Here is a 24,606-nt window from a genome sequence, read left to right as displayed (position 1 = left end):
ACCTACCCACCCTCTCGGGGGCGGTGGGGCGGCGGAGCCCCCCACATACCTGCTTACGGAAAAATCTCTTTTTGCTGTAGCGTCGAGCTCGAATGGATGCGACAGTGCGCGAACGATGGGTAGGCTCGTCGCCAGTGCATTCTTCGTCGGGGTCCGCACTCGGACGTTGCAAGGCACGGGAGAGGCGCCTGTTCCTATTTGCCGAGCATCCGGCCTCGTATTTGCCGCGTATTCGTGGCAAAGTCGGATGCCTCGGCGGTGACATGGAGACCTAGGTCCCGGAAGCGGGGCCGTGGTGGGGTCTCAGGTGAGATTCGTGGATGCTCGACGGACACCGTCGGGCCTTGCATTTCCCGCAGGGCCACCCATGGTGTTTTGATGCGAATGCTTGGGGTCGTCTTTCGTGGAATGAGGCCCGGCTAGTCCGACTAGCCCTTTCGAGATCGCCCTCTCCGGGCGGAGGTTCTTCGAGGTTACGATGAAGCAGCAGACGCTGACCCTCGTCGCCAAAGTGCGCGACGAGGCCAAGCTGCGGGCGGTCTTGGGGGAAATTGCCCGCACGCGGGTTGCCGTGGGAATCAAAGAGCAGCCCGCGTTTTTTGCCGACCCAAAGTTGGGTATTCATTTTGCTCGTTTGGTGCACATCCCATCGGAGCGACGCTTCGATGCCTGGTTGGCATTGGAGTCGAACTTCGATTCCGATTCGGTCGATCCGGACCGAGCACGCGAACTGCATATCGACGATCTGATCCGAAGCCAGCCCGAGGGAATGCGCTCCCTCTTTTCGTGCTGCGAAGGGTTTCCCAAGGACGCATCGCTCGGCGCCCTCGGTGCCTACTGCAAACGCCAGTTGGTCGCCGCCACGGTGACCTACGAGGGGCACGCCGCGCGGTCGCTCGCGCGCATTCGCCTCGAACAGCACGTGCGCGACGTGGTGCTCGATTTCGTGGGGACCCGGCCGCCCAAACCGCCTCTCGAGCTCTTTGGGGAGATCCGGGACCACGTGCGCGTGCAAACCCGCAAAGATCCGCGCCTGAAGGGCCTGGACCTCGATGAATCGCCGCCGTCGTCACCCGACCCTCGGGTGCGCAGCGACAAGCTGGGGGCAGGCCTTTTTCCCTGGGTCGAGCAGGGCATTCCCACGGCCGCCAAGATGCTCCCGAGCATCCCCAGCATCGTCAAGTGGAACAGCGAGGACGATGGCTACGATCCGGGCGACGAGCAACAGGCCTGGACGAACGTGGACCGGGAGAGCTTCAACGATCTCGCGGCCAGCGAGGACCACGGCCTGCAGAATGCCCTGACCCACGTCGTCCCGCTCAAGCCGGGGGTCGACCGCGAGGGCGTCCTGCGCCAGGCACATGCCTACATCGATCGCATGTCGCACGAGCACTTTGCCGACATCGGCTGCCTGGGCGGCATTCCCACCATCCACTTTGCCAAGTGGCTCTTGATCGACGGAGGCAAACGCCTCCTCTTCTTCAGCAACTACGACCATAGTTGGGAGAGCTACCTCGGTGATTTCATCGACGCGGCGGCCCTTGGCCTGAATCTGGCTTGGTCGTGCACCGAAAAATACCCGAAGACCACCTGGCTCTTCACCGGTGGCGCCAAGGACGAAGAGGCCTTCAAGGCCTGGGGCCGCAAATACCAGCGCCCAACCCAAGTCTTCTACAGCGCGTATCCGGACTTGAGCATCTCGACCATCAACAACAATACGTGGATCCGTTACGGTCTCCACTACGAACCGGGCACCATCGATCTGGAAACCTGGTTCCGGAGGCTCACCTGATGGAGCAGCCCCACTCTCGGTCGTACACTCTCCAGCTCGACGAGATTCAGGGGCTCATCGCGAGCGGCTACGGAGACCGTCCGGCGGCGTCGTACGCGCTCTTCGAAGTCACCGATGTCGCCCGCGCACGAAAGTGGATCGCCCGCATCGTGCCCAGCATTCAATTTGGCGGATACCGGCGAACGCCGCGCCATATGCCCCCGCTGCTGGCGGACGTCTGCATCAATCTTGCGTTTACCTACGAAGGCTTCGAGGCGCTGCAGCTGGACCAAGTCGTGCTGCGCGGCTTCAGCCTACCTTTCCAAGAGGGCTTTTCCGATCCTCACCGCGCGCGCCGCCTCGGGGACGACGGTCCGAGTGCGCCGGAGAATTGGACTTGGGGCGGACCGAACAACCCCGACGTGCACGGGATGCTGGCTGTCTTTGCCGGCCAACAAGACGCCAACCACGCGGACATCGAGCTTCCCGGCCAGGTCATTGCCTCGCAAATCTGCGAAGAGAACGGCCTTCGCCTGGTGAAGGTGCTGCAGGCATGGCCAACGAACCGCGCGCTTCGCAAAGAGCATTTCGGCTTTCGTGATGGCATTTCCAACCCGCGGCTCGCCGGATTGGCGCGTCAGGGGGCGGTGGACGTCATCGCCAACGGCGAAGTCGTACTGGGATATCCCAACGGCTACGGCAAAATGCCCATGTCGCCCGAGTTGCCTACCCACCTCGATCGCCGCGGCGACCTTCTTCTTCCCGGCGACGACCACCTGGCGCCCCGCCGCGATTTTGGCCGAAACGGAACGTATCTCGTTTTCTGGCAGCTCGCGCAAGACGTCAAAGCCTTCTGGAATTACATCTTTCGCACGGCCGAACAGCTGCCTTGGTCCCGTTTGGAACGGGAAGGGGGCGAGCGTTCGGGCAGGGAGGCGGCCCTTTGGCTCGCCGCCAAGCTAATGGGGCGGTGGCCCAACGGCAGCCCGGTGACCGCGTACCCGGAGCGCTCGGGAAGCATCCGCCACCAAGACGACAATGACTTTCGATTTGGCTCGATGGGCGATGCCTTCGGCGAAAAGTGTCCCATCGGGTCCCACATTCGTCGGACCAATCCGCGTGACACGGCACTGCCGGTCCCCCACGATCCCGAGTTGAGCGGCGACCCCAAAGATCCCACCGTGCAACAGGACCGCATCGATCGTGCAAACTTGCATCGCATCCTTCGTCGCGGGCGCCCTTACGGGGCACCGCTCGATGTGGATTTCGATCCGGAGACGATGCTCGCGGCATCGGAGGCCTTGGCGCCGGATGACGCCGAGCGCGGGATGCACTTCCTCTGTCTCAATGCCAATCTGTCGCGCCAATTCGAGTTCGTTCGTTCGAACTGGATGGTCAATCCCACCTTCGCGGGCTTGAGTCGCGATCCGGATCCGCTGCTGGGGCCGCAACGCGCGTGCCCTTTTCCCGCTTCGGACTTTACCCTACAAGGGTATCCGCCGAGGCAGCTTCGCAACCTGCCGAGGGTCGTCGAGACGCGTGGAGGCGCATACTTTTTCCTTCCGAGTCGAAGCGCACTCCAGCATCTCGGTCGCGACCTCTGATAGCCTGCGAAGACTCGTTCGAACATGTCCAACTTGGGTGGCGCGGCCTATGGATTTCGCGGGACGAAACGATTCGTCCTCGAAGGTCACCTCGGTGAGGGGGGCATGGGGGTCGTCCATCGCGCGCGCGACGTGGAGCGCGGCGAGGTGGTCGCGCTCAAGTTGATGACGCGGGTCGACCCGTCGGCCTTGCTGCGTTTCAAACGAGAATTCCGCGCTCTGGCCGATATCGTCCATGCCAACGTGGTGCAGCTTTACGAGCTGTTCTCGGAGGGCGACTCGTGGTTCTTCACCATGGAGCTGCTCGACGGCTTGGACTTCGTCTCCGCCATGCACTCGAGCGGCCCGCCGCCCACGAGCGTCGAGCGCACCGTCACGAACCGCTTCATCGAGGAAGACGGGCCCACGTTGGTGGCCCCGCACCAATTCTACGAGGCCGTTCAGGCCGGGCACGATCGCGCTCAAGTCATGCGCGCCGCCGGCGGGTACCAGCCCTTCGCCGTGCGCGACGTGGATCGTCTGCGCGACGGATTGCGCCAACTCGCGGACGGGATCAATGCCATTCACGCGGCAGGCAAGTTGCACCGCGACGTCAAGCCGTCCAACGTGCTGGTCACCCGCGCAGGGCGCGTGGTGCTGCTCGACTTCGGCGTGGTCGCCGACAGCATGCCGGACCGGCGCGCCTCCGAGTACGACGCGCTGGTGGGCACGCCCGCGTACATGGCCCCGGAGCAAGCGGCCTTCAAACGCGCCACCACCGCCTCCGACTGGTACGCCATCGGCGTCATTCTCTACGAGGTGCTGACCCGCACCTTGCCGTTCGGCGGCAACCTGAGCGAAATGCTCATGCGCAAGCAGAAGGCCATGCCGCCGCCGCCCTCGGAGCTGGTGAACGGCATCCCGCAAGATCTCGAGCGCCTGTGCATGGACTTGCTCCGCACGGATCCGAAGGAGCGTCCCTCCGGCGAAGAAGTCCTGCGGCGCCTCGAGGGCGAGCCATCGCTCAGCGTCACCTCGTCGGTGGAGATCCCGTTCGTCGGCCGCGGCGCGCAACTTTCCGCGCTCGACGAGGCCTTTCAACTGAGCTTGCGCGGCAAGTCCGTGGTGCTCCGCATTTTCGGGCGCTCGGGCATGGGCAAGAGCGCGCTCGTATCGCGCTTCTTGGGCAACCTCGCGGCGCGCTCCGACGTGCTGGTGCTCTCCGGTCGCTGCTACGAGCGCGAGGCTGTGCCGTTCAAGGCCGTCGATCAAGTGGTGGACGAGCTCAGTCGATGGCTTTCGCGCTGCCCGGACGAGGAAGTGTGGTCGCTCGCCCCGCAGGGCATCCATCAGCTGGTGCGGCTCTTTCCCGTGCTGCGCGATGCGCGCATGGTCGACAGCAGCCTCGAGGGACCGCGTTCGCTGGCGGCGCCGCCGGTTGCACCGCACGCGCAGGCCGAGCGCGACGAGGCCGAGGTGGCCGATCCGCAGGAGGTGCGGCGGCGGGCGTTCGCCGCCTTGAAGGAGTTGCTCGGCGCGATCAGCATGCGCTACCCGCTGCTAATCCACATCGATGACATGCAGTGGGGCGATGTCGACAGCGTGCAGCTGCTCGAGTCGCTCTTGGCGCCGCCATCGCTGTCGTCGGTGCTTCTGGTGTGCAGCTACCGAACCGAGCTCGAAGAGACGAGCGCCGCGCTGCAAGCCCTGCACGATGTCGAAGAGCGCATCGCGCCCGTGTGCCTGTTCCGGCGCGTGGAGGTGGGGGAGCTTTCGCCGCCCGAAACGATGGAGCTCGCGCGCGCGTTGCTGCGGCACCCGGGCGATACGATTGCGCGCGCGGTGGTCTCGGAGGCGCACGGCAGTCCGTTCTTCGTGGCCGAGCTCGCGCGATGGGCCAACGAGCGACCGAGCCTGGCGCGCAGCGAAGGGGTCATCTCGCTGGAGCAGGTGATCCTCGCCCGCGTGGCCGAGCTGCCCGACGATGCGCGTGCGCTGCTCGAGGTGCTGAGCGTGGCCGCGGGCCCGCTCGAACACCGCGTGGCGGAGAGCGCATCGGGCAGCGTGGGCTCCTACTTCGCCGCGCTCTTGCAGCTGCGCAGTGCGCGGCTGATTCACACGCGCGGGCTGTCGGCACGGGACTCGGCGGAGACCACGCACGACCGGATCCGCGAGACCTTGGCGGGCAGCCTCTCCGAGGAGCGACGGCAGCAGTGCCACCTCGGGCTGGCGCGGGCGCTCGCCGCGAGCGATACCGCGGATCCCGAGGCGGTGTTTCATCACTTTTTCGCGGGGGGCGATCGCGAGAGCGCGAAGAAATACGCGGTGCGGGCGGCGGAGGCGGCGAACGAGGCGTTGGCCTTCTTGCGCGCCGCGCGGCTGTACGAGGCGGCCATCGAGCTGGGGGCCGGCGCGGCGCGCGAGCTCTATCGCGAATTGGGCGATGCACTGGCGAGCGCCGGGCGCGGAGCCAAGGCCGCCGACGCGTACTTGGCCGCGGCCGCCGACACCGCGCCGGACGAGGCCATCGAGCTGCGGCGCCTGGCCGCGGAATACCTGCTCAAGGGCGGACGCGAGCGCGAAGGTTTGCGCGTCATGCGCACGGTGCTCGACGCGGTGGGCGTGAGCTACCCCGTGTCGACCGAGGCGGCGCTTGCATCCTTCGTCTACAACGACGCGCGGCTGCGGCTCTCGTGGGCCGTGCGCCGCCCCACGTCCATGCGATCGCCCTCGCGGGTCGAGCTGTCGCGGGCCGACGCGGTGTTCTCCGCGGCGACGGGGCTCGCGCTGACCGATGTGCTGCGCGGCGCGGATTTCGGCACACGCGCGCTTCTCCTCGCGATGGAGGCGGGCGATCCTCTGCGATTGTGCCGCGCCCTCGCAGTGGCCGCGAGCAACGTTGCCAGCGCCGGGGAGCCGGGTCGTCAGCGCGCCGAAGAGATGGTGCGCACGGCGGAGCAAATCGCCGACCACACCGGAGATCCGCATAGTGTGGCCCTTTCGCAATTGGCCGCGGCCTTCGTGCATTTCTTCCTGGGCGAGTGGCGGAGTGCTCGCAAAAAGTTGGAACGCGCCGATGGCATCTTTCGAGCGCGGTGCCGCTTCGCCGCGTGGGAGTTGGCCAACACGCAGGCATGGACTTGCAACGTGCTCATTCTGAGCGGCGAGCTGCGCGAGGCCGGGGAGCGCATCCCGTCGATCGTGGAAGAGGCGAGGGCGCGCGAAGATCGTTTTGCGCTGATGCATTCGATCTATCCGCATTGCATCGCGCACATCGTCGGCGACGATGTCGACGGCGCCTGGCGGGTCACCCAGGGGATCGCGGGCAGTTCCTCGAACGGAGGACCCGGCGATGGCGACATGATCACCAGCGCCCATTGGGGCGCGATGATTGCGTCATGCTCCGTGCAGCGCTATCGCGGCGACGGGGTTGCAGCGTGGTGGCGCTCGGAGCGGGACATGCCCGCGCTCGAGAAGACGCACCTCTTGCGCGCCGCCATGGTTCGCACCTTCACCTTGTACGAGCAGGCGCTTACCGCGGCGTCGGCCGTCACGTGCGAGAAGCTCGCGACGCATCGTTCGCGCTTCATCGACGAACGGCAGCTGCTCGCGGTCATCGATCGCGCGGCCAAGCGCCTTTTGCGCGAGAAGCTCCGCTACGCGCCGGCCATGGGCCACATGCTGCGCGCCACCGCGGCTGCCGCCCGTGGCGATCGCGAAGGGGCACGCACGGCATTGGAAATCACGGTTCCCATGCTCGACGGGGCCGATCTCGGTTACCTGGCCGCGTGCGCGCGCCACCGCTTGGGGGCGTTGCTCGGCGGTGCGACGGGCGCCGAATTGATGGAACGCGCGCTCGACTTTTTCACGGCCCAAGGTGTGCGCAATGTCGATCGCTGTCTGGCCATGAGCGCCCCCGGCTTCGAAGAGATCCTCGGGCGATGACGCCTCTTCAGACGCACGTGAGCTTTTTCGATCCCGAGGGCACGGGGGTGATCACCCTGGGGCAGACGTTCCGCGGCCTTTCGAGGCTCGGCGTGTCGTGGGCGTTGGCGCTCATTTTGACGCCGATCATCAATGGCTTTCTCGGATACCTCACCACGGGAAAACCCGGTTTCAAGGTGTACATCGACCGCATCGCCCAGGGTAAACACCCCTTCGATACGGGGGTGTTCGACGATGAGGGGAACTTCGACCAGGCGGCATTCGACGCACTCTTCGACGGTATTTCCGGCGATGCGTTGACCACCGTGGAAATGCGCAAGGTGATCGTCGGGCGCGGCAATCGACGCCCTCGAATGGGAGCGTTGAGCGCCTTCCTCGGCAACTGGTTCTCCGACAAGGAGGTGCGCCTGTTGTTTTGCGTCGCCTCCGACACCGCCAAGCTGGAAAACGGCGCCAAGGTTCCCGCCATGCGCAAACGCACCGTGCAACGCTTCTTCGAGGGCACCCTCCTGCACGACGTCGCCCGCGCCCGCGCATGGAGCGCAGGCCACGTTGATCACTGAAGCGGCACGTCCATCAACGCCCGCGCCAGGCCCTCGTACACGCTTCGCCGTGGATCATCCGGCCGGAACACCAGCCGAAAATGGTCGTGCAACGGCGTCACCGACTTGAACACCTCCTGCAGCGTCCCATTCTCGAGCTCGCGGCGAATCATGTACTCCGGCAACACGGCGATCCCGGCGCCCTCCGTCACGCGAACCGCGATGGCATGCACACTCCCCAAACAGGTAATCTGCCGAAAGTGAAGCCGATCGCCACCGCCCGAGGCATCCTTCCAATAGCGAAACAGCGGCAGATCGGGCGCATAATCGAGAAGCACGTGCTCGCGCGCATGCTCGGGGCGGGCGAGGGGCTTTTTGCGCAATAGCGATCGCGCGCCGCAAAAGACGTAATTCTCGCGATGCAGTTGCAGCGAGTCCAACTTGGCATCGCCCAGGCGGCTGGACGTGATGGCGCAATCCACCTCCAGGGTGCGCACGCGAAAGAGAAGGTCGGGGCCCGAGCCGAAGTAGAGATGAATGTGCATCCACGGCATCGAAGCGGCGAGGGGATCGAGCTGCGGCAGAATCCAACTCATGCCGAGCTCCCAGCGCGTGCCCAAGGTGAGATCCATCGGCGTGGGGCCCGTCTCCCCGCGCGCGGCGCGCAGGCAATCGCTGGCTGCCGCCAGGCACTTTTCCGCGTGCGGCACGAGCGCCATGCCCGCATCGGTCAAGGCCACGGACCGCGTGGTACGCCGAAAGAGCTCCGTCCCCAGCTCCGCCTCGAGCTGCCGAATGCGCTGCCCGAACGCCGCCGGCGTAATGCCCAAAGGCCGCGCCGCCTTCCGAAAGTTGAGCAGCCGCGCCGCCGACAGAAAACAGCGTAAGTTATCCAACGACGGAAGCACCGCCACGATATAGCCTATATGGCTACAGTTGCCTATTCATCGCGCAGATATGGCAGATGAATACAATGCGGTTGGGCGTTTTGCGGTGCAATCTCTTCCGTTTTAGCCCATCATGACGCTTCCACATCGGCCCACGGAGGAGATCGAGCATGAAGCGGCGACACGCCTACTTCCCGGTGCCTATTTTGCCTGCATTGGCACTTGCCGCATGCAGCTCGGGCCCCGAGCCATCCGCCACGTCCAACGCGGATCGCTCGGGAATTTGGCTCGATTCGATGGCCATTTCCACCGATCTCCCGAGTGGATCTGGGACCCGATTGGCCGGTAGCGATACTTCGTCACCGTATCAATTGATCAAATTCCCAGGCCCTGTCTCCCGCGACGACATGGCCCGCCTCCGCGCCCAAGTCGACCGAATTTATACGTACCTTCCACACGATACCTTTCTCGTGCGGGCCCGCACCTCCGTGGACGCGTTCTGGAGTAGCGCGTACCAACCGGAGCACAAGATCCCGCGCGCGCTCCGCGACCGAATGGCCCTTTCCTCGGGGAGCGAGCAACTCCTCGTTCAAGTCTTCCCGGACGCGGACCTGGATGCCATTGCATCCAGGTTGCAACGAGCCGGTGCGACGATCCTCGGCCGCAAGCCCGGCAACCGCTTCTCCCGGGTGCGCCTGCGCGCCCCCGCGTCGCTCGTCTCCGCCCTGGCGGCGATCCCGGAGGTCTTCTGGATCGAGCCCGAAACGCGCCGAGTGCTCTACAACGACACGACCGTATGGGTCGGTCAATCCGGCCTGTCGGGCGGCCAAACGACGCCCATCTTCGACAAAGGCATCCACGGGGAAGGCCAGACCGTTGCCGTCTTGGACACCGGCATCGATCCCGACTCTTGCTACTTTCGGGACACCGCCCTCAATCGCCTGCCGCCCGCCAATGCCTGCAACGGCGCCGCCGCGGTCGATGCCGCGCAGCGGAAAATCCTCGCCGTCGACTTCCTCGCCAGCGCGGAATGCAACGGGGGCATCTCCGGCAGCGAGTGGGATACCCAAGGCCACGGCACCCACGTCGCCGGCACCATCGCAGGCGACAATTTTGCCCATCCCATCGCCCACGATTCCGGTGATGGCATGGCCCCGGGCGCGAAGCTCGTCGTGCAAGACGGCGGCTACGGTGAAGACGATTGCGCCGACCTTCCGGGAATTGGTTGCCCCGTGGTGGACTTGAATCCCATCTTCCAGCAAGCGTACGACCAAGGCGCGCGCCTGCACTCCAATTCGTGGGGCGATCAGGAAAACGCCTCCGTGCAGAACAATTACACGGCGGGCTCGCAAGACGTCGACGAGTTCATGTGGAACCACAAGGACTTCTTGGTCCTTTTCGCCGCGGGCAACTCCGGCCCCGGCACGGGCTCCGTGGGGAGCCCGTCCACGGCCAAAAGCGGCATTTCGGTGGGCGCCACGCAGCGGGCCGCGAGCGCGAACTCCATGGCGAGCTTCTCGAGTTGCGGCCCCACGGACGACAATCGGGTGAAGCCGGACATCACCGTTCCCGGCTCGGGCATCGTCTCCGCGCGCAACGACACCAACACGGCGTCGAACAACTGCAACACCACCTCCATGAGCGGCACCAGCATGGCCACCCCCGGTGCCGCGGGCTTTGGCGCCCTGGTTCGCCAGTATTACACGGACGGCTTCTACCCCAGCGGCGCCGCCAATACGGCCGACCGCCTCACGCCATCCGCCGCCTTGATCAAGGCCACCATGATCAATTCGGCCACACCGATGACCAATGCGGGCTCCATCCCGGGCAATTGCCAGGGCTGGGGCCGTGTCTTGCTCGACGACGCGCTGTACTTCACGGGACAACCCCGTCGGTTGCTCGCCGCCGACGATGCAGGCTTCCCCCAAGGGGGCTCGGGCCAGGTAAAGACATTTACGCTCGATGTGGATTCCAGTGCTTCCCTGAAGGTGACGTTGACGTGGACCGACTATCCATCGACCCCCGCCGCCAATCCTCATCTGAATAACGATCTGGATCTCGAGGTCAAAGGCCCCGGCGGCACGTATCTTGGCAATGTATTGACGAACGGTGGGTCCACCACGGGTGGTTCCGCCGATCGACGCAATACCGTCGAACAGGTGATTCTCGCCAGCCCACCTTCGGGCACGTACACCATCACGGTGCGAGGGTTCAATCTGCCGAGTGGCGATCAACCCTTCTCTTTGGTGGCCACCTACGCCGCCCGATCGGCGCCCGCCGACGCCGGCACTTCCGACGCGGGCGACGCGGGCGATACCCCCGATTCATCGAGCGAGCCCGCGCCGGACTCCGGCCCGCCCGCCAACGTCGGTGCCGATGCAGGAAAGCGCGACACGGGATCGGTCAACGCGATCGACAACGATGTTGCCGCGGGCAGCGATGGTTGCACCATTTCGAGCGGCACCGGCGTCACGACCCACTCGTCGCACGGCCTCGCACTCTCCGTTTCCGCATTAGCTCTTCTTGCAGTGCGTCGTCGCCGCCGATTGGCAAATACCGAATAACGTTGTTGACCTTGGGTCAGCGAGGTCTATCCTCGGGGCATGCGAAGCCATCCGCTCTTCTCTGCGGCCATGTTCGTGCCCTGTTTGGCATTGGCCTCCCTCATCACCTCGGGCGCCAGCTGCGGCGGTGACGACAGCACGAACATCCCCGGGCCTGCGGATTCGGGAAAGGATAGCTCGGGCGGCAACGTGTTGGGCGACAGCGGCGGGGGCAGGGGAGACTCGGGCAACGGCGGCAACGACAGCGGCACCGTGGATGGTGGCGACTCCGGCCTGACGTGCGCGCCCTTCGACGTCGGCGAGCCGGCACCGGAGAGCCCCGCCAATGAATGGAAGTGGGTCCCCGTGGCGGGAGCGAAGTGCCGCAACGGATCGGATACGGGCTTCGCCATTCGACGAAAGCCAGACTCGAAGAAGCTCATGATCTACCTCCAAGGCGGAGGTGCCTGCTTCAACGCCGCGACCTGCACTGCCAACCCGCAAAGCTTCGACTTCGGCTCCTGGAACGGGACCCAGAGCAACCGCGGTATCCTGAGCAACACGAACGCCGGCAACCCGGTCAAAGATTGGAACGCCGTCTTCTTTCCGTATTGCTCTGGCGATATCTTTGGCGGCAGCGTGGAAAGCGGCGACGTTCCCGGGGTAGTAGGGAAGCAGCGATTTACAGGGGTCGCCAACGTGCTGGCCTATCTGAAGACCATCGTGCCCACGTTCCCCAACGTAGACCAAGTGCTCCTGACCGGCAGCAGCGCCGGTGGATTTGGCGCATCCATCAGCTACGAGCGCGTGGCCAAGGCATTCTGCCCGCGTCCCGTCACCATGATCGACGACGCCGGTCCGGTCATGTCCGACACCTATCTCGCGCCCTGTTTGCAAAAGCGTTTTCGCGAGGTGTGGAACCTCAACGCCGGCCTCCCCGCCGATTGCACGGCCTGCAACCTCGGTGACGGCGGCAACAGCGGCGGTCTGGTCAACGCCATTCCCTTCGTCATCGACAAGTACCCGCAAGGCCGATTCGGACTTCTCTCTGCCCTCCAGGACTCCACCATTCGCACGTTCATGTCCTTCGGCGAAAACAATTGTCAAAACCTCGACGGCGTCCCAGTCTCCTCCTATCCCGGCGACAAATACGCCCAAGGCCTGGGCGATCTCCGCGACAACTATCTAAAGGCCACCGGCCGCACGAGCACGTATTACGTCTCCGGCGAAAGGCACACCTTCCTCTACGGCGACGAGTTCTACTCCACCAAAGTCGGCAACGTCGCCCTCACCGACTGGGTCGCCGGCATCCTCAACGGCGCCGAACCTACGCACGTGGCGCCGTGAGGCGCTCGTACAAGTCGCCGGATTGCCAGGACGATTCGAACATCTGGTCTTCCTGCAGCGTAAGGTCGAAGCGATAGGGCGGCTCCCCAATGCCGTCCGGCGTGTACCGCTCCCATAGCTTTCGCGTGATGTCGCGCACGGCACGGTACCTTCCGGATCGCGTCAAACCGTCCTTCGAGAAAGCGTCCACGATCGGACCGACGATCTCCTCGGCCAAGGGATGTTCGGGGCCGCTCAACAACGCGCTGAGCGCCTGGACCCGATAATCGGGCATAAAGTTCGTGGCGAAGAATCGATTGTATCGATTTCGCCCGAATCGAACGTCGAAAGACGTGCCGGGGTCGAGATAGTCGGCGTAGTGCCAATACAGAGCGGGAATGAACAGCGTCTCGCCAGGTTGCAAGACCGCCTGCATGCCTCCGGTCCTCCGGAGCAGGCATTCTCGTTCATCGTCGTTCAGGTGCTGAAGGCAGACGCCGGCGACGTTGCAGAGGGGCAAGAGGTGCCGCGCGGCCGAAGGGTGGAACAAGAAGACTCGCTTTCGTCCAGAGACGTGCGTCTGCAAGGCGTTTCGATGATCGGCGTCGAACTGGAGGTGGGCGAAGCTTCCGGCCCGCGCCGAGAAGGAGTGGCTCAGGACGTCGTCCAGGCGATCGAACGCGCGCGCCAGTTCGGGAACTCGAAACGTGCCCGAGATGGCTTCTCCCCCGTAGAGCCCGCGAATGACCACGGGAGTCCGACGGAGAAGGTAGCGCGCTTCGAATTCATCGAGGCTCGGACGCTCGATGCGGGGAATCCAGCTAAGCATCATCGCAAGTGCCCCAACAAGGGGGTGTGGTGTGCGTTTAGCACCCAGCGTGCCGCGCGAGGATTCGCGCATGGCCGACGGGATATCGCGTCCAGCCCGCGCTGTGTCGGAGGCGTTGGAGAACATTCGATCCAGGGTGATCTCGCGCCGCATCCCACGATGCGCTGGAAGGGCACACCTCGGGATCGCGTGGCTTTACCCGCGTGAGTCCGTCGTGCGGCGGTAGGCTGCGGGCGTCATGCCCGTCCACCGCCGGAACGCGCGCGTGAAGTTGGCGACATCGGAATAGCCCAGTTGCTCCGCGACGCTCTCGATCGACGAGTCCGACGCACGCAGCAAGAGCAGCGCCTTGTCGCGTTGTTGCTCCTCGAGCAGCGTAGAATACGCGACGCCTTGGGCGGCCAGTTTTCGCTTCAAGGTACGCGGCGAAAAGCGCAGCTCGGACGCGACCTCCTCCAGCGAGCGAAACCCGCCCTCCTTCTTCGAAATGACGTTTCGCACCCGCGCCTCGATCCGGCCATCGGTGCCCAGCGCATCGAGTGCACGCTCCAATTGCTCGCGTGCCAGCTTCAATGCGGCAGGGTCGGCCATCGTCAACGGCAAATCCAAAATGGCCGTATCGAAGACCAATTGATTCAACGGTTGCTCGAATCGAACCAAGGACATCAAGTGTGGTGCTTTTACGAGATAATCCGGTTTCGCAAATGCAAAGTCGGCATTGCCGGTCAGCTCGCGGCCCGTGAGGGCATTGGCGACTTGCCAGAGCCCCACCAGCACGAAGATCAAAATGGCGTCCCGCGCCTTCCCGAGGTCCGTGCGCTCGTCCACGATGACCGAGCCCACCCGACCGTCGACGCAGAGGCGCAGCGATACCGCCGTCGTGCGCGTCGGGGCGAATTGCACGGCAAGGTCGATGGCGTCGCGCAACGTCGAGGCGCTCATGGCGGCGAAGCCGAGAAAGCCGTGGGCCGAGATGCGCATTTCCAACCCCAAGAAGAAGCCGATGGCCGGCTCGCCGGTGAGCACGCGCGCGCGCTCGACCAACGTCTCCATCATCGCGATGGAGAGGCGCGCGTCGGGCTCGGAGAGAAAGTCCGTGTCGAGGTCGAGCCCGGAAAGGAGCTCCTCCGGGGTGACGTGCCACCGCTTCACGAGTTGGGCGAGGTGCAGAGCGTGGACAGCTGGAAAACTATGCTTTTCGCGTGGTTCCCACATGGCGGTTGGCCCGAACTGACAAAACTCTGGCACCACGGAACCTACCGCCCCGCGTCAATCCGCGCCACCTTTAGCGCATGACCACGTCGATGGAAGTGCGGAACCGAGCGCAGACTGAGACGTCGATTGCAGATGAGGCCTATGAGGGCCGCATGGCCCGAAGGAACCTGCGGTTCGACTTTTCCGAGGACGACGTACCCCGACACTGGCTCGGCGGCCGCAAATCGGTCACCAGCTTCTTCGACAACCTGTCGATCTTCTTCCCCTTGGGAGAGCGCTTCTTCATCAAAGCCGTTCGCGCGCACCACCACCTCATTAAGGATGACCGCCTGCGAAAGGAGGTGCGCGCCTTCTGCGGGCAAGAAGGCATCCACAGCCGCGAGCACGAAGCCTACAACGATATGCTCGAGCGCCAGGGCTACCCCGCACGCGCGCTGGAGAAGCGCGTGGAGCAACTCCTCGACCGCGTTTCGGCGCGTGCCCCCAAACGGGCGCAGCTCGCGGCCACCTGTGCATTGGAGCACTTTACGGCCCTGATGGCTCACGCCGCGCTCGACAACGGCATCTTCGAGGAAGGACATCCGACGATGGCCGCGCTCTGGAAGTGGCACGCCGTCGAGGAAAACGAGCACAAGTGCGTTGCCTTCGACGTGTACCTCGCGGCTGGCGGACATTACCGCGAGCGGGCCATGGTCATGCTCTTCGCGACGGCCATCTTTTGGGCCAAAGTGTTCGAGCACCAAGTCGAGTTCATGAAGTGTGACGGCACCTTGTATTCGCCCGTGGAATGGGTGCGTCTCGGCTGGCACCTCTTCGGAAAGCCGGGTTGGCTGCGGCAGATCATTCCACTCTATTTTCAATATTATCGTCCATCGTTTCACCCGCGCGATCTGGACTGCAACCCGGCCATCGCGCGCTGGAAGCGCGAATTCGAATCGTCACCGGTTTATCGAAAGGCGGCCAAATCATCATGAGCGGTACAATCACGGAGATGCCTCAGGCGACGTTCGAACCCCGCAATCTGCAATTCGGCGTGGACGGTGGCGTGCCCAAGTATTGGGTCGATGGCCGCAAATCGGTCACCACGTTCTTCAACAATTTGTCGATCTTCTTCCCCGCCGGAGAGCGCTTCTTCATCGCTTCCGTGCGCGCGCATCAGGCCCACGTGAAGGGCGCGCGCCTCCACAAAGAGGTGCGTGCGTTTTGCGCCCAAGAGGGAATCCATAGCCGCGAGCACGATCGCTACAACGAGATGCTCGAGCGCCAGGGCTACCCCGTCGCGGAGCTCGAGCAGCGGGTGGAAAAGTTGCTCGCGCGGGTGACGCGGCGTCTGCCGAAGCGCATGCAGCTCGCCGCCACGGCCGCGCTCGAGCACTTCACGGCCCTGTTGGCCCATGCGCTACTGAAGGAGGCCGAGAAGGATACGAACATCTTCGACCGTGCGCACCCCACCATGGCCGCGCTCTGGAAGTGGCACGCGGCCGAAGAGAGCGAGCACAAATGCGTCGCCTACGACGTGTACCTCGCGGCGGGCGGGTACTACGGCGAGCGCGTCGCCGTCATGGCCTTTGCCACCATCGTGTTCTGGGCCAAGGTCTTCGAGCACCAGGCGTACATGATGAAGTCCGACGACACCCTGTATTCGCCGAGCGAATGGGCCAAGCTCGGCTGGGGCCTCTTCGGCAACCCGGGCACCTTGCGCAAGATCCTGCCGCTGTACTTCCTCTATTACAAACCGTCGTTCCACCCGCGCGATCTCGACTGTTCGGCCGCGATCGCGCAGTGGAAACGCGAATTCGAGAGCTCCCCCGAGTACCAGGCTGCGTAGCCTTGGCCCCGACGGCGGCTACGCCTCAGCGTTTGCAGGAGTAGCCGTCGGCGCAGGCGTGGGCGCTGTCACAAGCTTCGCCGGTCTTGCCCCCGCCAATCGGGAAGTCGGGACGGCCCCCGGGATCGGTGCCGCCGCCGGCGCCTGGTTCTCCGGATCCACCCCCGCCACCCGCGCCGGATCCGCCACCGGAACCACCGGTTCCGCCGCCGGATCCTCCGCTTCCTCCGTTGCTGCCTCCGCACGGCGGCGCACTGCTGCAATCGACGCGGGCATCGGCCGAGGACAGAACGACGTCGACCCCGCCTTGCACCCCAGGCAGCGCGGTCACGTGGATCGCGCGCACGCGCATCCCGTCATCCCATTTGATCTGCTCGTTCAGGACGATGCGCAAAAGCCCGCGTACCTCGAAGACCTGGTTGGGCTCGTTCGTTACATCGACCTTGAGTCCGGCGACTTTGAGGTTGCTCACCACCCCGTGGCCCGACGATTCGACCCCGGCGCCCGCACATTTCGCCGTGGCGCTGGCCTCGGCGATGTCGGCCGTGATGCCGATACCCAGGATGCTGGCATTCAACTTCGTGACGGTGGCGTCGGCCTTGGTCGTGCCGTTTTCGCCCTCGATGTTCGCATTGGCGACGTCGGCGGACAGCAGATCGGGCACGGAGACGGAGAGCACTTTGGCCCCGAGCGTCCCGCCCTCGCCGGCCAATTCGCCGGTGTCGACCAGCGAAGCCGAAATCGTGTCCAGCACGGTGGCTTGCACCACGCGCGCGCGCCCGGCATACGGGCTCGCGGTGCATGCCGGCTCGATGCTGCCGTTCTTCACCACCGCGAGGGGCGTGCAGACGCCGACTTCCCCGCCCATGCCGGCGTTGATGTTCGGATCGTCCTGATCGTCCGCCCCTGTCCCTGGTGTCGATCCGCCCGAGCCGCATGCTGCGGCGAAGAGCGCCGTCAACGCTAGTCCGGCCAATGTTGGTAACGTGGCGGACATTGCGACCCTACGAATCTTGGTTCCCATGATGGCTCTCGGCCCCCCTGCCTTTCTGCAATGCAGGGACCGGGCTCACGACGAGGCCACCGACTGACGTGGATATTTCCGGCCGAAGTGATGGTCGGCCTCGCTCCAAAAGACGCCTTCGAGTCGCAGCATCTGCGGCCTTCCGTCAGCAACCTTCCATGAAGGTCAGCCGATGTTCTCCTCACCATGAGAACCATCGTCCGGAAGAACTGGAAGGCCTTTTCATCGCTCACGGCTCTGCTGCTGGTCCTCGGAATCACGAGCCAACTCGGTGCGTGCGCCCGAGACGAGGAGTCGCCGCTGGCGGTTCAGCCGTCACCCAGCACCGCCGACGCGAGCGACGCCGGCGATGCCGGGGAACCTATATTGACCCACAAGACCTCCTGGCTCGGCGAGTGGCTCCTCCCTGAGGACGCGCGCTACCGCAACCCGGACGTGGCCCTCGATTATCCCGGCACGAACAACGACGGTTTTCAGTACCAGAAGCGGCGCTGGATTCACCCCCGTATCGACACCATCTGGGTTGATCCTTCGATCCCCCTGGATCCGCAGAATTCTTTGAGCGGAAGGATCTATACGAACAGCGCGCATGGCGTGGAGGCAGCCCGCACGCTGGGCGTCTATAAGTACTACGAGACGCGCGTCGGTACCGACAAGGGAGCCATTCGCCCGGTGCCGGAGGCGTTGGAAGCCTACGCGCAAGGCAACGACGGAAGGGCCGTCACGAGCGATGACAAGTACCTCTACGCGGACGCACTGTTCAAGGAAGGCGACTTGCCCGACGGCGGACCGAAACTGCGCCGCGTTTTGGTCCGGTTCGATCCGAACAATCGGGTAAAGGTTTACGACTGGATCGCCATGTCACCATTCGACGGTGGTGTTCCGGTGCGCTCGAGCATTACGGCCGGACTCTACCTTTCCGGCACGCCAGGCGGACTGGCCGCCGGCTACCCCGCAGGCACGACGCCGCCTCATTTCGTCTTTGTGAGCCTCCCGGGGACGAACGAAATTCAAGTCCTCGAGCGGGAAGGGATGACCCAGGTCAAGACCAATGCGGTGACCAATCCTGGCGCGTTGGCCTTTCGCGCCTCGACGAACAGCTTGTTCGTCCTTGAAGATTCGGCTGGCCAGCGGGTCGTCCAGGAGTGGAAAATCGACGCTGCAGGCGCTCTGACTCCCGGTGCAACCATTTCGAATTTGGGAACCCCCGTTGCCATCGCCGTTGGTGGGAACAAACTTTATGTTGCCGACAATGACCTGGCAGCGCAGCAAATCCGAATCTACGACATCGAACCCGGGCACCAATACGTGGAGAGCGACCGGCTCGGACAGCCCGGCGGAATCCGCGCAGCAAAGGGGCAGTACGCCGACGACCGCTTCGACAACCTGACTGGCGTGGGCGTCGACAAGGGGGGCAACATCTACGTTGCGAGCAGCGGATACACGCAAAGTGTATTCGGACGAACGGATATACGACGCTTCTCACCCACGAAACAGCTGGAGGGCAAAGCCATCAAGCATGCGTACATGGATACTGTCGTAGTAGATCCTCAGGACTCGACGAAGGTCTATTCGGCCAATCGCAAATATGTACTCAACTATTCGAACGAGGCTGGGCAGGAATGGTCACCCAGCCAGTCCTCGGTCACGGTGGACAGAACGGGATGCCCGCACGACGGGCGGAATCCGCATCCGGGGTCGGGTGATTCGTATCAAACGCTCCCCTTGGCCGTCCGGTACCTCAAAGACAGTACCGGCGCCGTGCAGGGGAAGTACCTCTACGTTCGAAACTGGGGATTCGCACCGACCAGGTTGGGCATTTACCGCTTCGATGCCGACGACACCATTGCCCGTCCGGTGGTCGCATTTTCAGGAGGCGGGCATCCTTGGCCCAATGGAGAAACGCCCGGAGCCCCTCAACAATGGGTAGACAAGAATGCCGATTGCACGATGGGGCCCGGCGAGACCAAGACCCACACCGGGCCCTATCCAGAAATAGTCTTCGGTCAGGACATCGATGAGAATGGAGGTATCTGGGCGATCTCCAACAACGTTGCCCTTAAATATTTTCCGGTCAAGAGCTTCATCGCCGATCCGGTTGGCCGCAAGATCCCTGTCTATTTCGAGAACTGCGATGGAGATAGTGGTCCTGGAACGTGTTCCGATGCACCGCAGCTAGGCGATTTGACCCAAATTGGTATGGAGACCGTACAACAGATTAAATTCGCAGGCCATACGCTGTATGTGCTCGGAAGCAATCGCATCAACGGGAGCGTTAAACGTCAATGGCGACTTGCCCGATACGATAACTTCAAGATCGGCGCGAACACCCTGGCGTGGAACATCGAAGTCGGTGCGGCCGAGCCGTGCGTTAACAAGTCTGGGGGGGATGATTGCGTACCGGCGTCGATGGCTGTCGCCGGCCATCGCATTTACGTAGCCGATGGTGGAAACGGGCTACTCGAGCCGGGACGCGTACGCACGTATGACACGGAGAACCCCAGCAACAGCTACAAGGGCTCCCTCTACGCTGGCCCCGAGGTCGCGCAGGTTGCGGGGTACGTCGACACGCTGATGGGCATCTCGGCCGTGGAGCTCCCCAACACGAAAGAACACGTCATCTTCCGCGAGGAGATGCACCTCGGCCGCATTCTGATGTACCGCTACAAGCCCTCGAACTAGGGGGTGAACACGACGGAGCCCGTGGTCTGCCGCGCTTCCAAGGCGCGGTGGGCTTCGGCGGCGTCCTTCAAGGCGAACTTGCGCGGGGGGGCGAGTTTCACGATACCTCGCTGCAGCACGCTGAAGAGGTGCGTGGCGCCGTCCTCGAGCTCCTCGCGGGTCGGGATGTACGCGAACAGCGAGGGGCGCGTCACGAACAGGGAACGTGCGCCGCCCAGCGACCCGAGCTCGATGGGGGCGGGGCTGCCGGACGATTGGCCAAAGCTGACCAGCCATCCGCGCGACACCAGCGACTCGAGCGAGCCCGGGACCGTGTCCTTGCCCACCGAGTCGTAGGCCACGTCCACCCCGCGGCCCCCGGTGATCTCCTTCACGCGCGCAACGAAATTTTCTTCGCTGGTGACGATGACGTGGTCGGCGCCCTGGGCCTTGGGCAGCGTGGACTTTTCGCGCGAACCCACCGTCGCAATCACCGTGGCGCCAATCGATTTGGCCCAGGGAACGAGGATGCTGCCCACGCCGCCGGCGGCCGCATGGACCAACACCGTGTGGCCGGAACGAAGCGGAAAGACGCGCCGGACCAGCATGTCGACCGTGAGCCCCTTGAGGAACACCGCGGCCGCCGTGGCATCGTCGATGTCCGCGGGCAGCTTCACCAGGCGGTCGGCTGGTGCGAGGCGCTCCTGCGCGTAGGCGCCCATGAGACCGGTATAGACGACGCGATCGCCCTTAGCGAGACCCGTCACTCCGGATCCGACCTCCTCCACCACGGCGGCGGCTTCCTGCCCGATGCCCGTGGGAAGCGGCACTTTGTAGAGACCAATGCGGTGGTAAACATCGATGAAGTTGAGTCCGATGGCCGTGTGCCGAATCCGCACTTGGCCGGGGCCGGGCGCAGGCACATTGGCCTCTTCCCAGCGCAGTTTTTCAGGGCCGCCGGTTTCATGGATGACGATCGCATGGGGCATGGTGGGGCTCTCCTTGGGTCCGCGAATATGCGGTGTTGCCGTGCGCCAGACAAGATAGGTCCCTGTTGGGTACCACCCATGGAGCTGCTAAGACTCGAAACCATGCGAACCGAGTGGATTGCCAAGCGACGCGGAGACGCGACCCCCACGCAGATGTATTACGCTCGTAAGGGCGTCATCACCGAAGAGATGACGTACGTCGCGCAGCGCGAGAAAGTCGAACCGGAGCTGGTGCGGAGCGAAGTGGCGCGCGGCCGGCTCATTATCCCGGCGAACATCAATCATGCGAACCTCGAGCCGATGGGCATCGGCATCGCGTTGGGCTGCAAGGTCAATGCGAACATCGGTTCCAGCGCCGTGGTGAGCCATGTCGACAAAGAGCTGAGCAAGCTCGCCGTCTGCCTGAAGCACGGCGCCGACACGGTCATGGACCTATCGACGGGTGGCGACATCGATGGCATCCGGCGCGCCATCATCGGCGCCTCGCCCGTGCCCATTGGCACGGTGCCCATCTATCAAGCGCTCCAGATCTCCAAAGACGTGAAGCGCCTCACCGCCGACGACATGATCTCGATGCTCGAGGTCCAGGCGCAGCAGGGGGTCGACTACTTCACCATCCACGCGGGCGTGCTGGCGCAGTACCTCGAGTTGGTGCGCAACCGCATCACCGGCATCGTCTCGCGCGGTGGCTCGATCATGGCGCAGTGGATGCTCGAGCATCACAAGCAGAATCCCTTCTACACGCACTGGGACAAGGTCCTCGAGATCTGCCGCAAGTACGACGTCACCATCAGCGCCGGCGACGGGCTGCGCCCCGGATGCTTGGCCGATGCAAGCGACGCCGCACAATTCGCCGAGTTGAAGACGCTCGGGGAGCTCACCCAGCGCGCCTGGGAGAAGGACGTGCAGGTCATGATCGAAGGCCCGGGCCACGTGCCCTTCGATCAGATCGAGATGAACGTCAAAAAGGAGATGGAGCTCTGCCACGAGGCTCCGTTCTACGTGCTCGGACCGCTCGTCACCGACATTGCGCCGGGCTACGACCACATCACGAGCTGCATCGGCGCCACCATGGCCGGTACGGCCGGCGCGGCGATGCTCTGCTACGTCACCCCGAAAGAGCACCTCGGCCTGCCGGACGAGGACGACGTGAAGCAGGGCCTCATCGCCTACAAGATTGCCGCCCACGCCGCCGACGTCGCGCGCCATCGCCCCGGTGCACGCGATCGCGACGACGCGCTCTCGCGCGCCCGCTACGCCTTCGACTGGAAGGAGCAGTTCCGCCTCTCCATCGATCCGGAGCACGCCCAGAAGCTCCACGACGAGACCTTGCCGGACGAGTACTTCAAGAGCGCCGAGTTCTGCTCGATGTGCGGGCCGAAGTTCTGCTCGATGCACATCAACCGCGCCGTCGAGGAGTTCAACAAGCGCCTCGACGAGGACCGCAAGCAGGGTCGCCGCACGTTGGAACTGTTCACGGCGTGAAGCCGCGGTTCATTCTGCTCGCAGCCATCGCGTTGGCCACAGCGTGCGGGCGCGGACAAACCTCGACGGCCGGAGCGCCCGCATCGGGTTCCTCCAGTGCGGCGGCCGATGGATCCGCGCCCGCGCCGCCGGGGGCCTCGTCCGAGCAACTCGATGCGCAGTGGGCGCGGGCGAGGGAAGGGGAGGCCGACGAGCTGGCGCGCCTTGCACGCAAGGAGGGCGCATTGGGGCTGGTGGAACGCGGCTCGGCGAATGCCGAGTGGCGTGAGACCGCCCTGCGGGCGCTTGCGTACGCCGATGGATGGGCCGGGCTGCCGTGGCTCGCCGAGGTGGGCGCCGGCACCAACGAGAAGGAGGCGGCGCTCGCCCTGGAGTCGGCGAGCGCCCTGGCCGCGCGCCCGCGTCGCGCGGTCGATCCGGAGGACGCGCTGGAGCTCCGCGCAGGTTGCGACAAGTTTTTGGCGCTGGCCGCGCAAGCGCAGAGGCCGAAGCCCGTCACGCAGGCCGCCGCCCGCACCCTGCGCATGCTCGCGGAGTACGGCTGCCCGCCGCCTCCGCAGTAGCATCGCCGCGCGCTACAGCGCCTGGAGCCAGGCCACCACGCGATCGAGTTCGCGCGGCTTGATGAAGACGTGTGCCTGGCTTCGCGCCGCGGCGGTGAGCGGCGGATCGTCTCCGCTGCTGAAAAAGACGTAGGGCAGCGACGGGCATGCCGCCGAAAGCGACTTCGCCACATCGAGCCCCGTTCCATCGCCGAGGTCGAGATCCAACACAGCGGCGAAGAGCCGCGATGCGTCGACGGTGCGCGCTTCCGCGAGAGATCCTACCTCGAGTGCTTCGAAGCCGGCCGCCACCAACGCTTTGCGCAAAGCTGTGCGCACCACCGGCGAATCATCGGCGAGGAGCACTGTCCGAGATGAGTCTGCTGCTGCGGGGACCACATGCAAAAGTTACCGGTACGGGACCCGCGCGTGAAGTCTCGAACGCCTGGCATCGTCCTGCTATGGTGCGTCCAATGTCGTCCGCACCGTATAGCCGCGCCCACGTTCGCTCCTTGTACGATCGCCCGCTGTTCCACTTGCTCGACGAAGCGCGTGCCGTCCATCGCGCGCACCACGCCGACAACGAGGTGCAGCTCTGCACGTTGCTCAGCGTGAAAACGGGCGGTTGCCCGGAGAATTGCTCGTACTGCCCGCAGTCGAGCCATTACGACACCCCCGTCGGCGCCGAAAAAATGCTCGACATCGAGCAGGTCCGCGCGAGCGCGCGCCGCGCCAAGGAGCTCGGCTCCACGCGCTTCTGCATGGGCGCGGCCTGGCGCGAAGTCAAAGACGGTCCCGCCTTCGATCGCGTGCTCGAGATGGTGCGCGAGGTCAAAGGCCTTGGCCTCGAGGCCTGCGTGACCCTGGGCATGCTCACGGAGTCGCAAGCGAAGAAGCTCAAGGACGCTGGGCTCGACGCGTACAATCACAACTTGGACACGAGCCGCGAGAACTATCGCTCGATCATCACGACGCGCACCTTCGACGATCGCATCCGCACCTTGCAGAACGTCAGGCAAGCCGGCATCACCGTGTGCTCGGGCGGCATCATCGGCATGGGCGAAAGCATCGACGACCGCTGCGAAATGCTTCGCACCCTCGCCAACCTCGAGCCGCAGCCGGAGAGCGTCCCGATCAACGCGCTCGTCCCCGTCGAGGGCACTCCGCTGGCCGATCGCCCGCCCGTCGACCCGCTCGACATGGTGCGCATGATCGCCATCGCCCGCATCTTGATGCCCCACACGCGCGTGCGCCTGTCCGCAGGCCGCGAATCGCTCTCGCGCGAAGCGCAGCTCCTCTGCATGCTGGCGGGCGCCAACTCGATCTTCTACGGCGAGAAGCTCCTCACCACCCCGAACCCCGAGGAAGAAGCCGACCTCGCCCTCATCAAAGACGCCGGCCTCACCACCATGGCCCCCGCGGTCTAACGGCAAAGA

17 protein-coding genes and 1 pseudogene are annotated in these 24,606 nt (G+C 64.5%); 12 read left to right on the top strand and 6 right to left on the bottom strand.

What is annotated here, in order from left to right:
- Positions 1-478 precede the first annotated feature (478 nt).
- From LVJ94_21210 to LVJ94_21195, 4 genes are read left to right on the top strand one after another with little or no spacing between them, the layout of a single operon-like run.
- The gene (locus LVJ94_21210; protein WXB09735.1) at positions 479-1,792 is read left to right on the top strand and encodes a hypothetical protein; all 1,314 of its coding nucleotides are present in this window, start codon (positions 479-481) and stop codon (positions 1,790-1,792) included.
- Entirely contained in the window at positions 1,792-3,375 is a 1,584-nt protein-coding gene (locus tag LVJ94_21205; GenBank protein WXB09734.1) for a hypothetical protein, read from the top strand. The genes LVJ94_21210 and LVJ94_21205 overlap by 1 nt, the downstream gene beginning before the upstream one ends.
- A 24-nt stretch (positions 3,376-3,399) precedes the next feature.
- Positions 3,400-7,299 (top strand): protein kinase, encoded by a 3,900-nt coding sequence (locus LVJ94_21200; protein ID WXB09733.1) that lies wholly within the window; start codon positions 3,400-3,402, stop codon positions 7,297-7,299.
- Complete coding sequence (locus tag LVJ94_21195) at positions 7,296-7,862, top strand: caleosin family protein (protein ID WXB09732.1); 567 nt, start codon at positions 7,296-7,298, stop codon at positions 7,860-7,862. Before LVJ94_21200 ends, LVJ94_21195 begins: the two co-directional genes overlap by 4 nt.
- Here the strand turns inward: LVJ94_21195 and LVJ94_21190 are convergent.
- Positions 7,856-8,749: a LysR family transcriptional regulator gene (locus LVJ94_21190; protein WXB09731.1), complete on the bottom strand. Its 894-nt coding sequence runs from the start codon at positions 8,747-8,749 to the stop codon at positions 7,856-7,858. The two genes, LVJ94_21195 and LVJ94_21190, sit on opposite strands and share 7 nt — an antisense overlap.
- 149 nt (positions 8,750-8,898) lie before the next feature.
- On the opposite strand from LVJ94_21190, the gene LVJ94_21185 reads away from it, so the two are divergent.
- On the top strand, positions 8,899-11,292 hold the full coding sequence (locus tag LVJ94_21185) for a S8 family serine peptidase (GenBank protein WXB09730.1): 2,394 nt from the start codon (positions 8,899-8,901) through the stop codon (positions 11,290-11,292).
- 39 nt (positions 11,293-11,331) lie between these two features.
- Positions 11,332-12,618, top strand: a complete 1,287-nt coding sequence (locus LVJ94_21180; protein WXB09729.1) for a pectinacetylesterase family protein — start codon at positions 11,332-11,334, stop codon at positions 12,616-12,618.
- On the opposite strand, the gene LVJ94_21175 is transcribed toward LVJ94_21180, so the two are convergent.
- Both LVJ94_21175 and LVJ94_21170 read right to left on the bottom strand, forming a co-directional pair.
- Positions 12,599-13,429, bottom strand: a complete 831-nt coding sequence (locus tag LVJ94_21175) for a cupin-like domain-containing protein (GenBank protein WXB09728.1) — start codon at positions 13,427-13,429, stop codon at positions 12,599-12,601. The two genes, LVJ94_21180 and LVJ94_21175, sit on opposite strands and share 20 nt — an antisense overlap.
- Positions 13,430-13,621: 192 nt before the next feature.
- The gene (locus LVJ94_21170; GenBank protein WXB09727.1) at positions 13,622-14,578 is read right to left on the bottom strand and encodes an AraC family transcriptional regulator; all 957 of its coding nucleotides are present in this window, start codon (positions 14,576-14,578) and stop codon (positions 13,622-13,624) included.
- Between the two features lie 215 nt (positions 14,579-14,793).
- On the opposite strand from LVJ94_21170, the gene LVJ94_21165 reads away from it, so the two are divergent.
- Positions 14,794-15,615, top strand: a complete 822-nt coding sequence (locus LVJ94_21165) for a metal-dependent hydrolase (protein ID WXB09726.1) — start codon at positions 14,794-14,796, stop codon at positions 15,613-15,615.
- Positions 15,612-16,469 (top strand): metal-dependent hydrolase, encoded by an 858-nt coding sequence (locus tag LVJ94_21160; GenBank protein ID WXB09725.1) that lies wholly within the window; start codon positions 15,612-15,614, stop codon positions 16,467-16,469. Before LVJ94_21165 ends, LVJ94_21160 begins: the two co-directional genes overlap by 4 nt.
- Before the next feature lie 25 nt (positions 16,470-16,494).
- Here LVJ94_21160 and LVJ94_21155 read toward each other — a convergent pair whose 3' ends face one another.
- Positions 16,495-17,466, bottom strand: a complete 972-nt coding sequence (locus tag LVJ94_21155; protein WXB09724.1) for a hypothetical protein — start codon at positions 17,464-17,466, stop codon at positions 16,495-16,497.
- A gap of 213 nt (positions 17,467-17,679) precedes the next feature.
- Between LVJ94_21155 and LVJ94_21150 the strand changes: the two genes are divergently transcribed.
- Entirely contained in the window at positions 17,680-20,175 is a 2,496-nt protein-coding gene (locus LVJ94_21150) for a hypothetical protein (protein WXB09723.1), read from the top strand.
- On the opposite strand, the gene LVJ94_21145 is transcribed toward LVJ94_21150, so the two are convergent.
- The gene (locus tag LVJ94_21145; protein ID WXB09722.1) at positions 20,172-21,143 is read right to left on the bottom strand and encodes a quinone oxidoreductase; all 972 of its coding nucleotides are present in this window, start codon (positions 21,141-21,143) and stop codon (positions 20,172-20,174) included. The genes LVJ94_21150 and LVJ94_21145 overlap by 4 nt on opposite strands.
- A gap of 102 nt (positions 21,144-21,245) precedes the next feature.
- On the opposite strand from LVJ94_21145, the gene thiC reads away from it, so the two are divergent.
- On the top strand, positions 21,246-22,628 hold the full coding sequence (gene thiC, locus LVJ94_21140) for a phosphomethylpyrimidine synthase ThiC (GenBank protein WXB09721.1): 1,383 nt from the start codon (positions 21,246-21,248) through the stop codon (positions 22,626-22,628).
- Positions 22,625-23,191: a hypothetical protein gene (locus tag LVJ94_21135; GenBank protein WXB09720.1), complete on the top strand. Its 567-nt coding sequence runs from the start codon at positions 22,625-22,627 to the stop codon at positions 23,189-23,191. Before thiC ends, LVJ94_21135 begins: the two co-directional genes overlap by 4 nt.
- A 12-nt stretch (positions 23,192-23,203) precedes the next feature.
- Here the strand turns inward: LVJ94_21135 and LVJ94_21130 are convergent, their stop codons facing one another.
- The gene (locus LVJ94_21130; protein WXB09719.1) at positions 23,204-23,536 is read right to left on the bottom strand and encodes a response regulator; all 333 of its coding nucleotides are present in this window, start codon (positions 23,534-23,536) and stop codon (positions 23,204-23,206) included.
- 125 nt (positions 23,537-23,661) lie between these two features.
- On the opposite strand from LVJ94_21130, the pseudogene bioB reads away from it, so the two are divergent.
- Positions 23,662-24,597, top strand: a pseudogene (gene bioB, locus LVJ94_21125) (biotin synthase BioB).
- Positions 24,598-24,606 lie beyond the last annotated feature (9 nt).

The organism is Sorangiineae bacterium MSr11367 (assembly GCA_037157805.1).
Lineage (GTDB): Bacteria > Myxococcota_A > Polyangia > Polyangiales > Polyangiaceae > Pendulispora > Pendulispora rubella.
This window is presented reverse-complemented; position numbering and strand designations above follow the sequence as displayed.

What these genes read in the sequence shown, in the direction of transcription:
- LVJ94_21210 (WXB09735.1), top strand. Translation starts at nt 479, where the DNA reads ATGAAGCAGCAGACGCTGACCCTCGTCGCCAAAGTGCGCGACGAGGCC.
- LVJ94_21205 (WXB09734.1), top strand. Translation starts at nt 1,792, where the DNA reads ATGGAGCAGCCCCACTCTCGGTCGTACACTCTCCAGCTCGACGAGATT.
- LVJ94_21200 (WXB09733.1), top strand. Translation starts at nt 3,400, where the DNA reads ATGTCCAACTTGGGTGGCGCGGCCTATGGATTTCGCGGGACGAAACGA.
- LVJ94_21195 (WXB09732.1), top strand. Translation starts at nt 7,296, where the DNA reads ATGACGCCTCTTCAGACGCACGTGAGCTTTTTCGATCCCGAGGGCACG.
- LVJ94_21185 (WXB09730.1), top strand. Translation starts at nt 8,899, where the DNA reads ATGAAGCGGCGACACGCCTACTTCCCGGTGCCTATTTTGCCTGCATTG.
- LVJ94_21180 (WXB09729.1), top strand. Translation starts at nt 11,332, where the DNA reads ATGCGAAGCCATCCGCTCTTCTCTGCGGCCATGTTCGTGCCCTGTTTG.
- LVJ94_21175 (WXB09728.1), bottom strand. Translation starts at nt 13,429, where the DNA reads ATGATGCTTAGCTGGATTCCCCGCATCGAGCGTCCGAGCCTCGATGAA.
- LVJ94_21165 (WXB09726.1), top strand. Translation starts at nt 14,794, where the DNA reads ATGGCCCGAAGGAACCTGCGGTTCGACTTTTCCGAGGACGACGTACCC.
- LVJ94_21160 (WXB09725.1), top strand. Translation starts at nt 15,612, where the DNA reads ATGAGCGGTACAATCACGGAGATGCCTCAGGCGACGTTCGAACCCCGC.
- LVJ94_21155 (WXB09724.1), bottom strand. Translation starts at nt 17,466, where the DNA reads ATGTCCGCCACGTTACCAACATTGGCCGGACTAGCGTTGACGGCGCTC.
- LVJ94_21150 (WXB09723.1), top strand. Translation starts at nt 17,680, where the DNA reads ATGAGAACCATCGTCCGGAAGAACTGGAAGGCCTTTTCATCGCTCACG.
- LVJ94_21145 (WXB09722.1), bottom strand. Translation starts at nt 21,143, where the DNA reads ATGCCCCATGCGATCGTCATCCATGAAACCGGCGGCCCTGAAAAACTG.
- thiC (WXB09721.1), top strand. Translation starts at nt 21,246, where the DNA reads ATGCGAACCGAGTGGATTGCCAAGCGACGCGGAGACGCGACCCCCACG.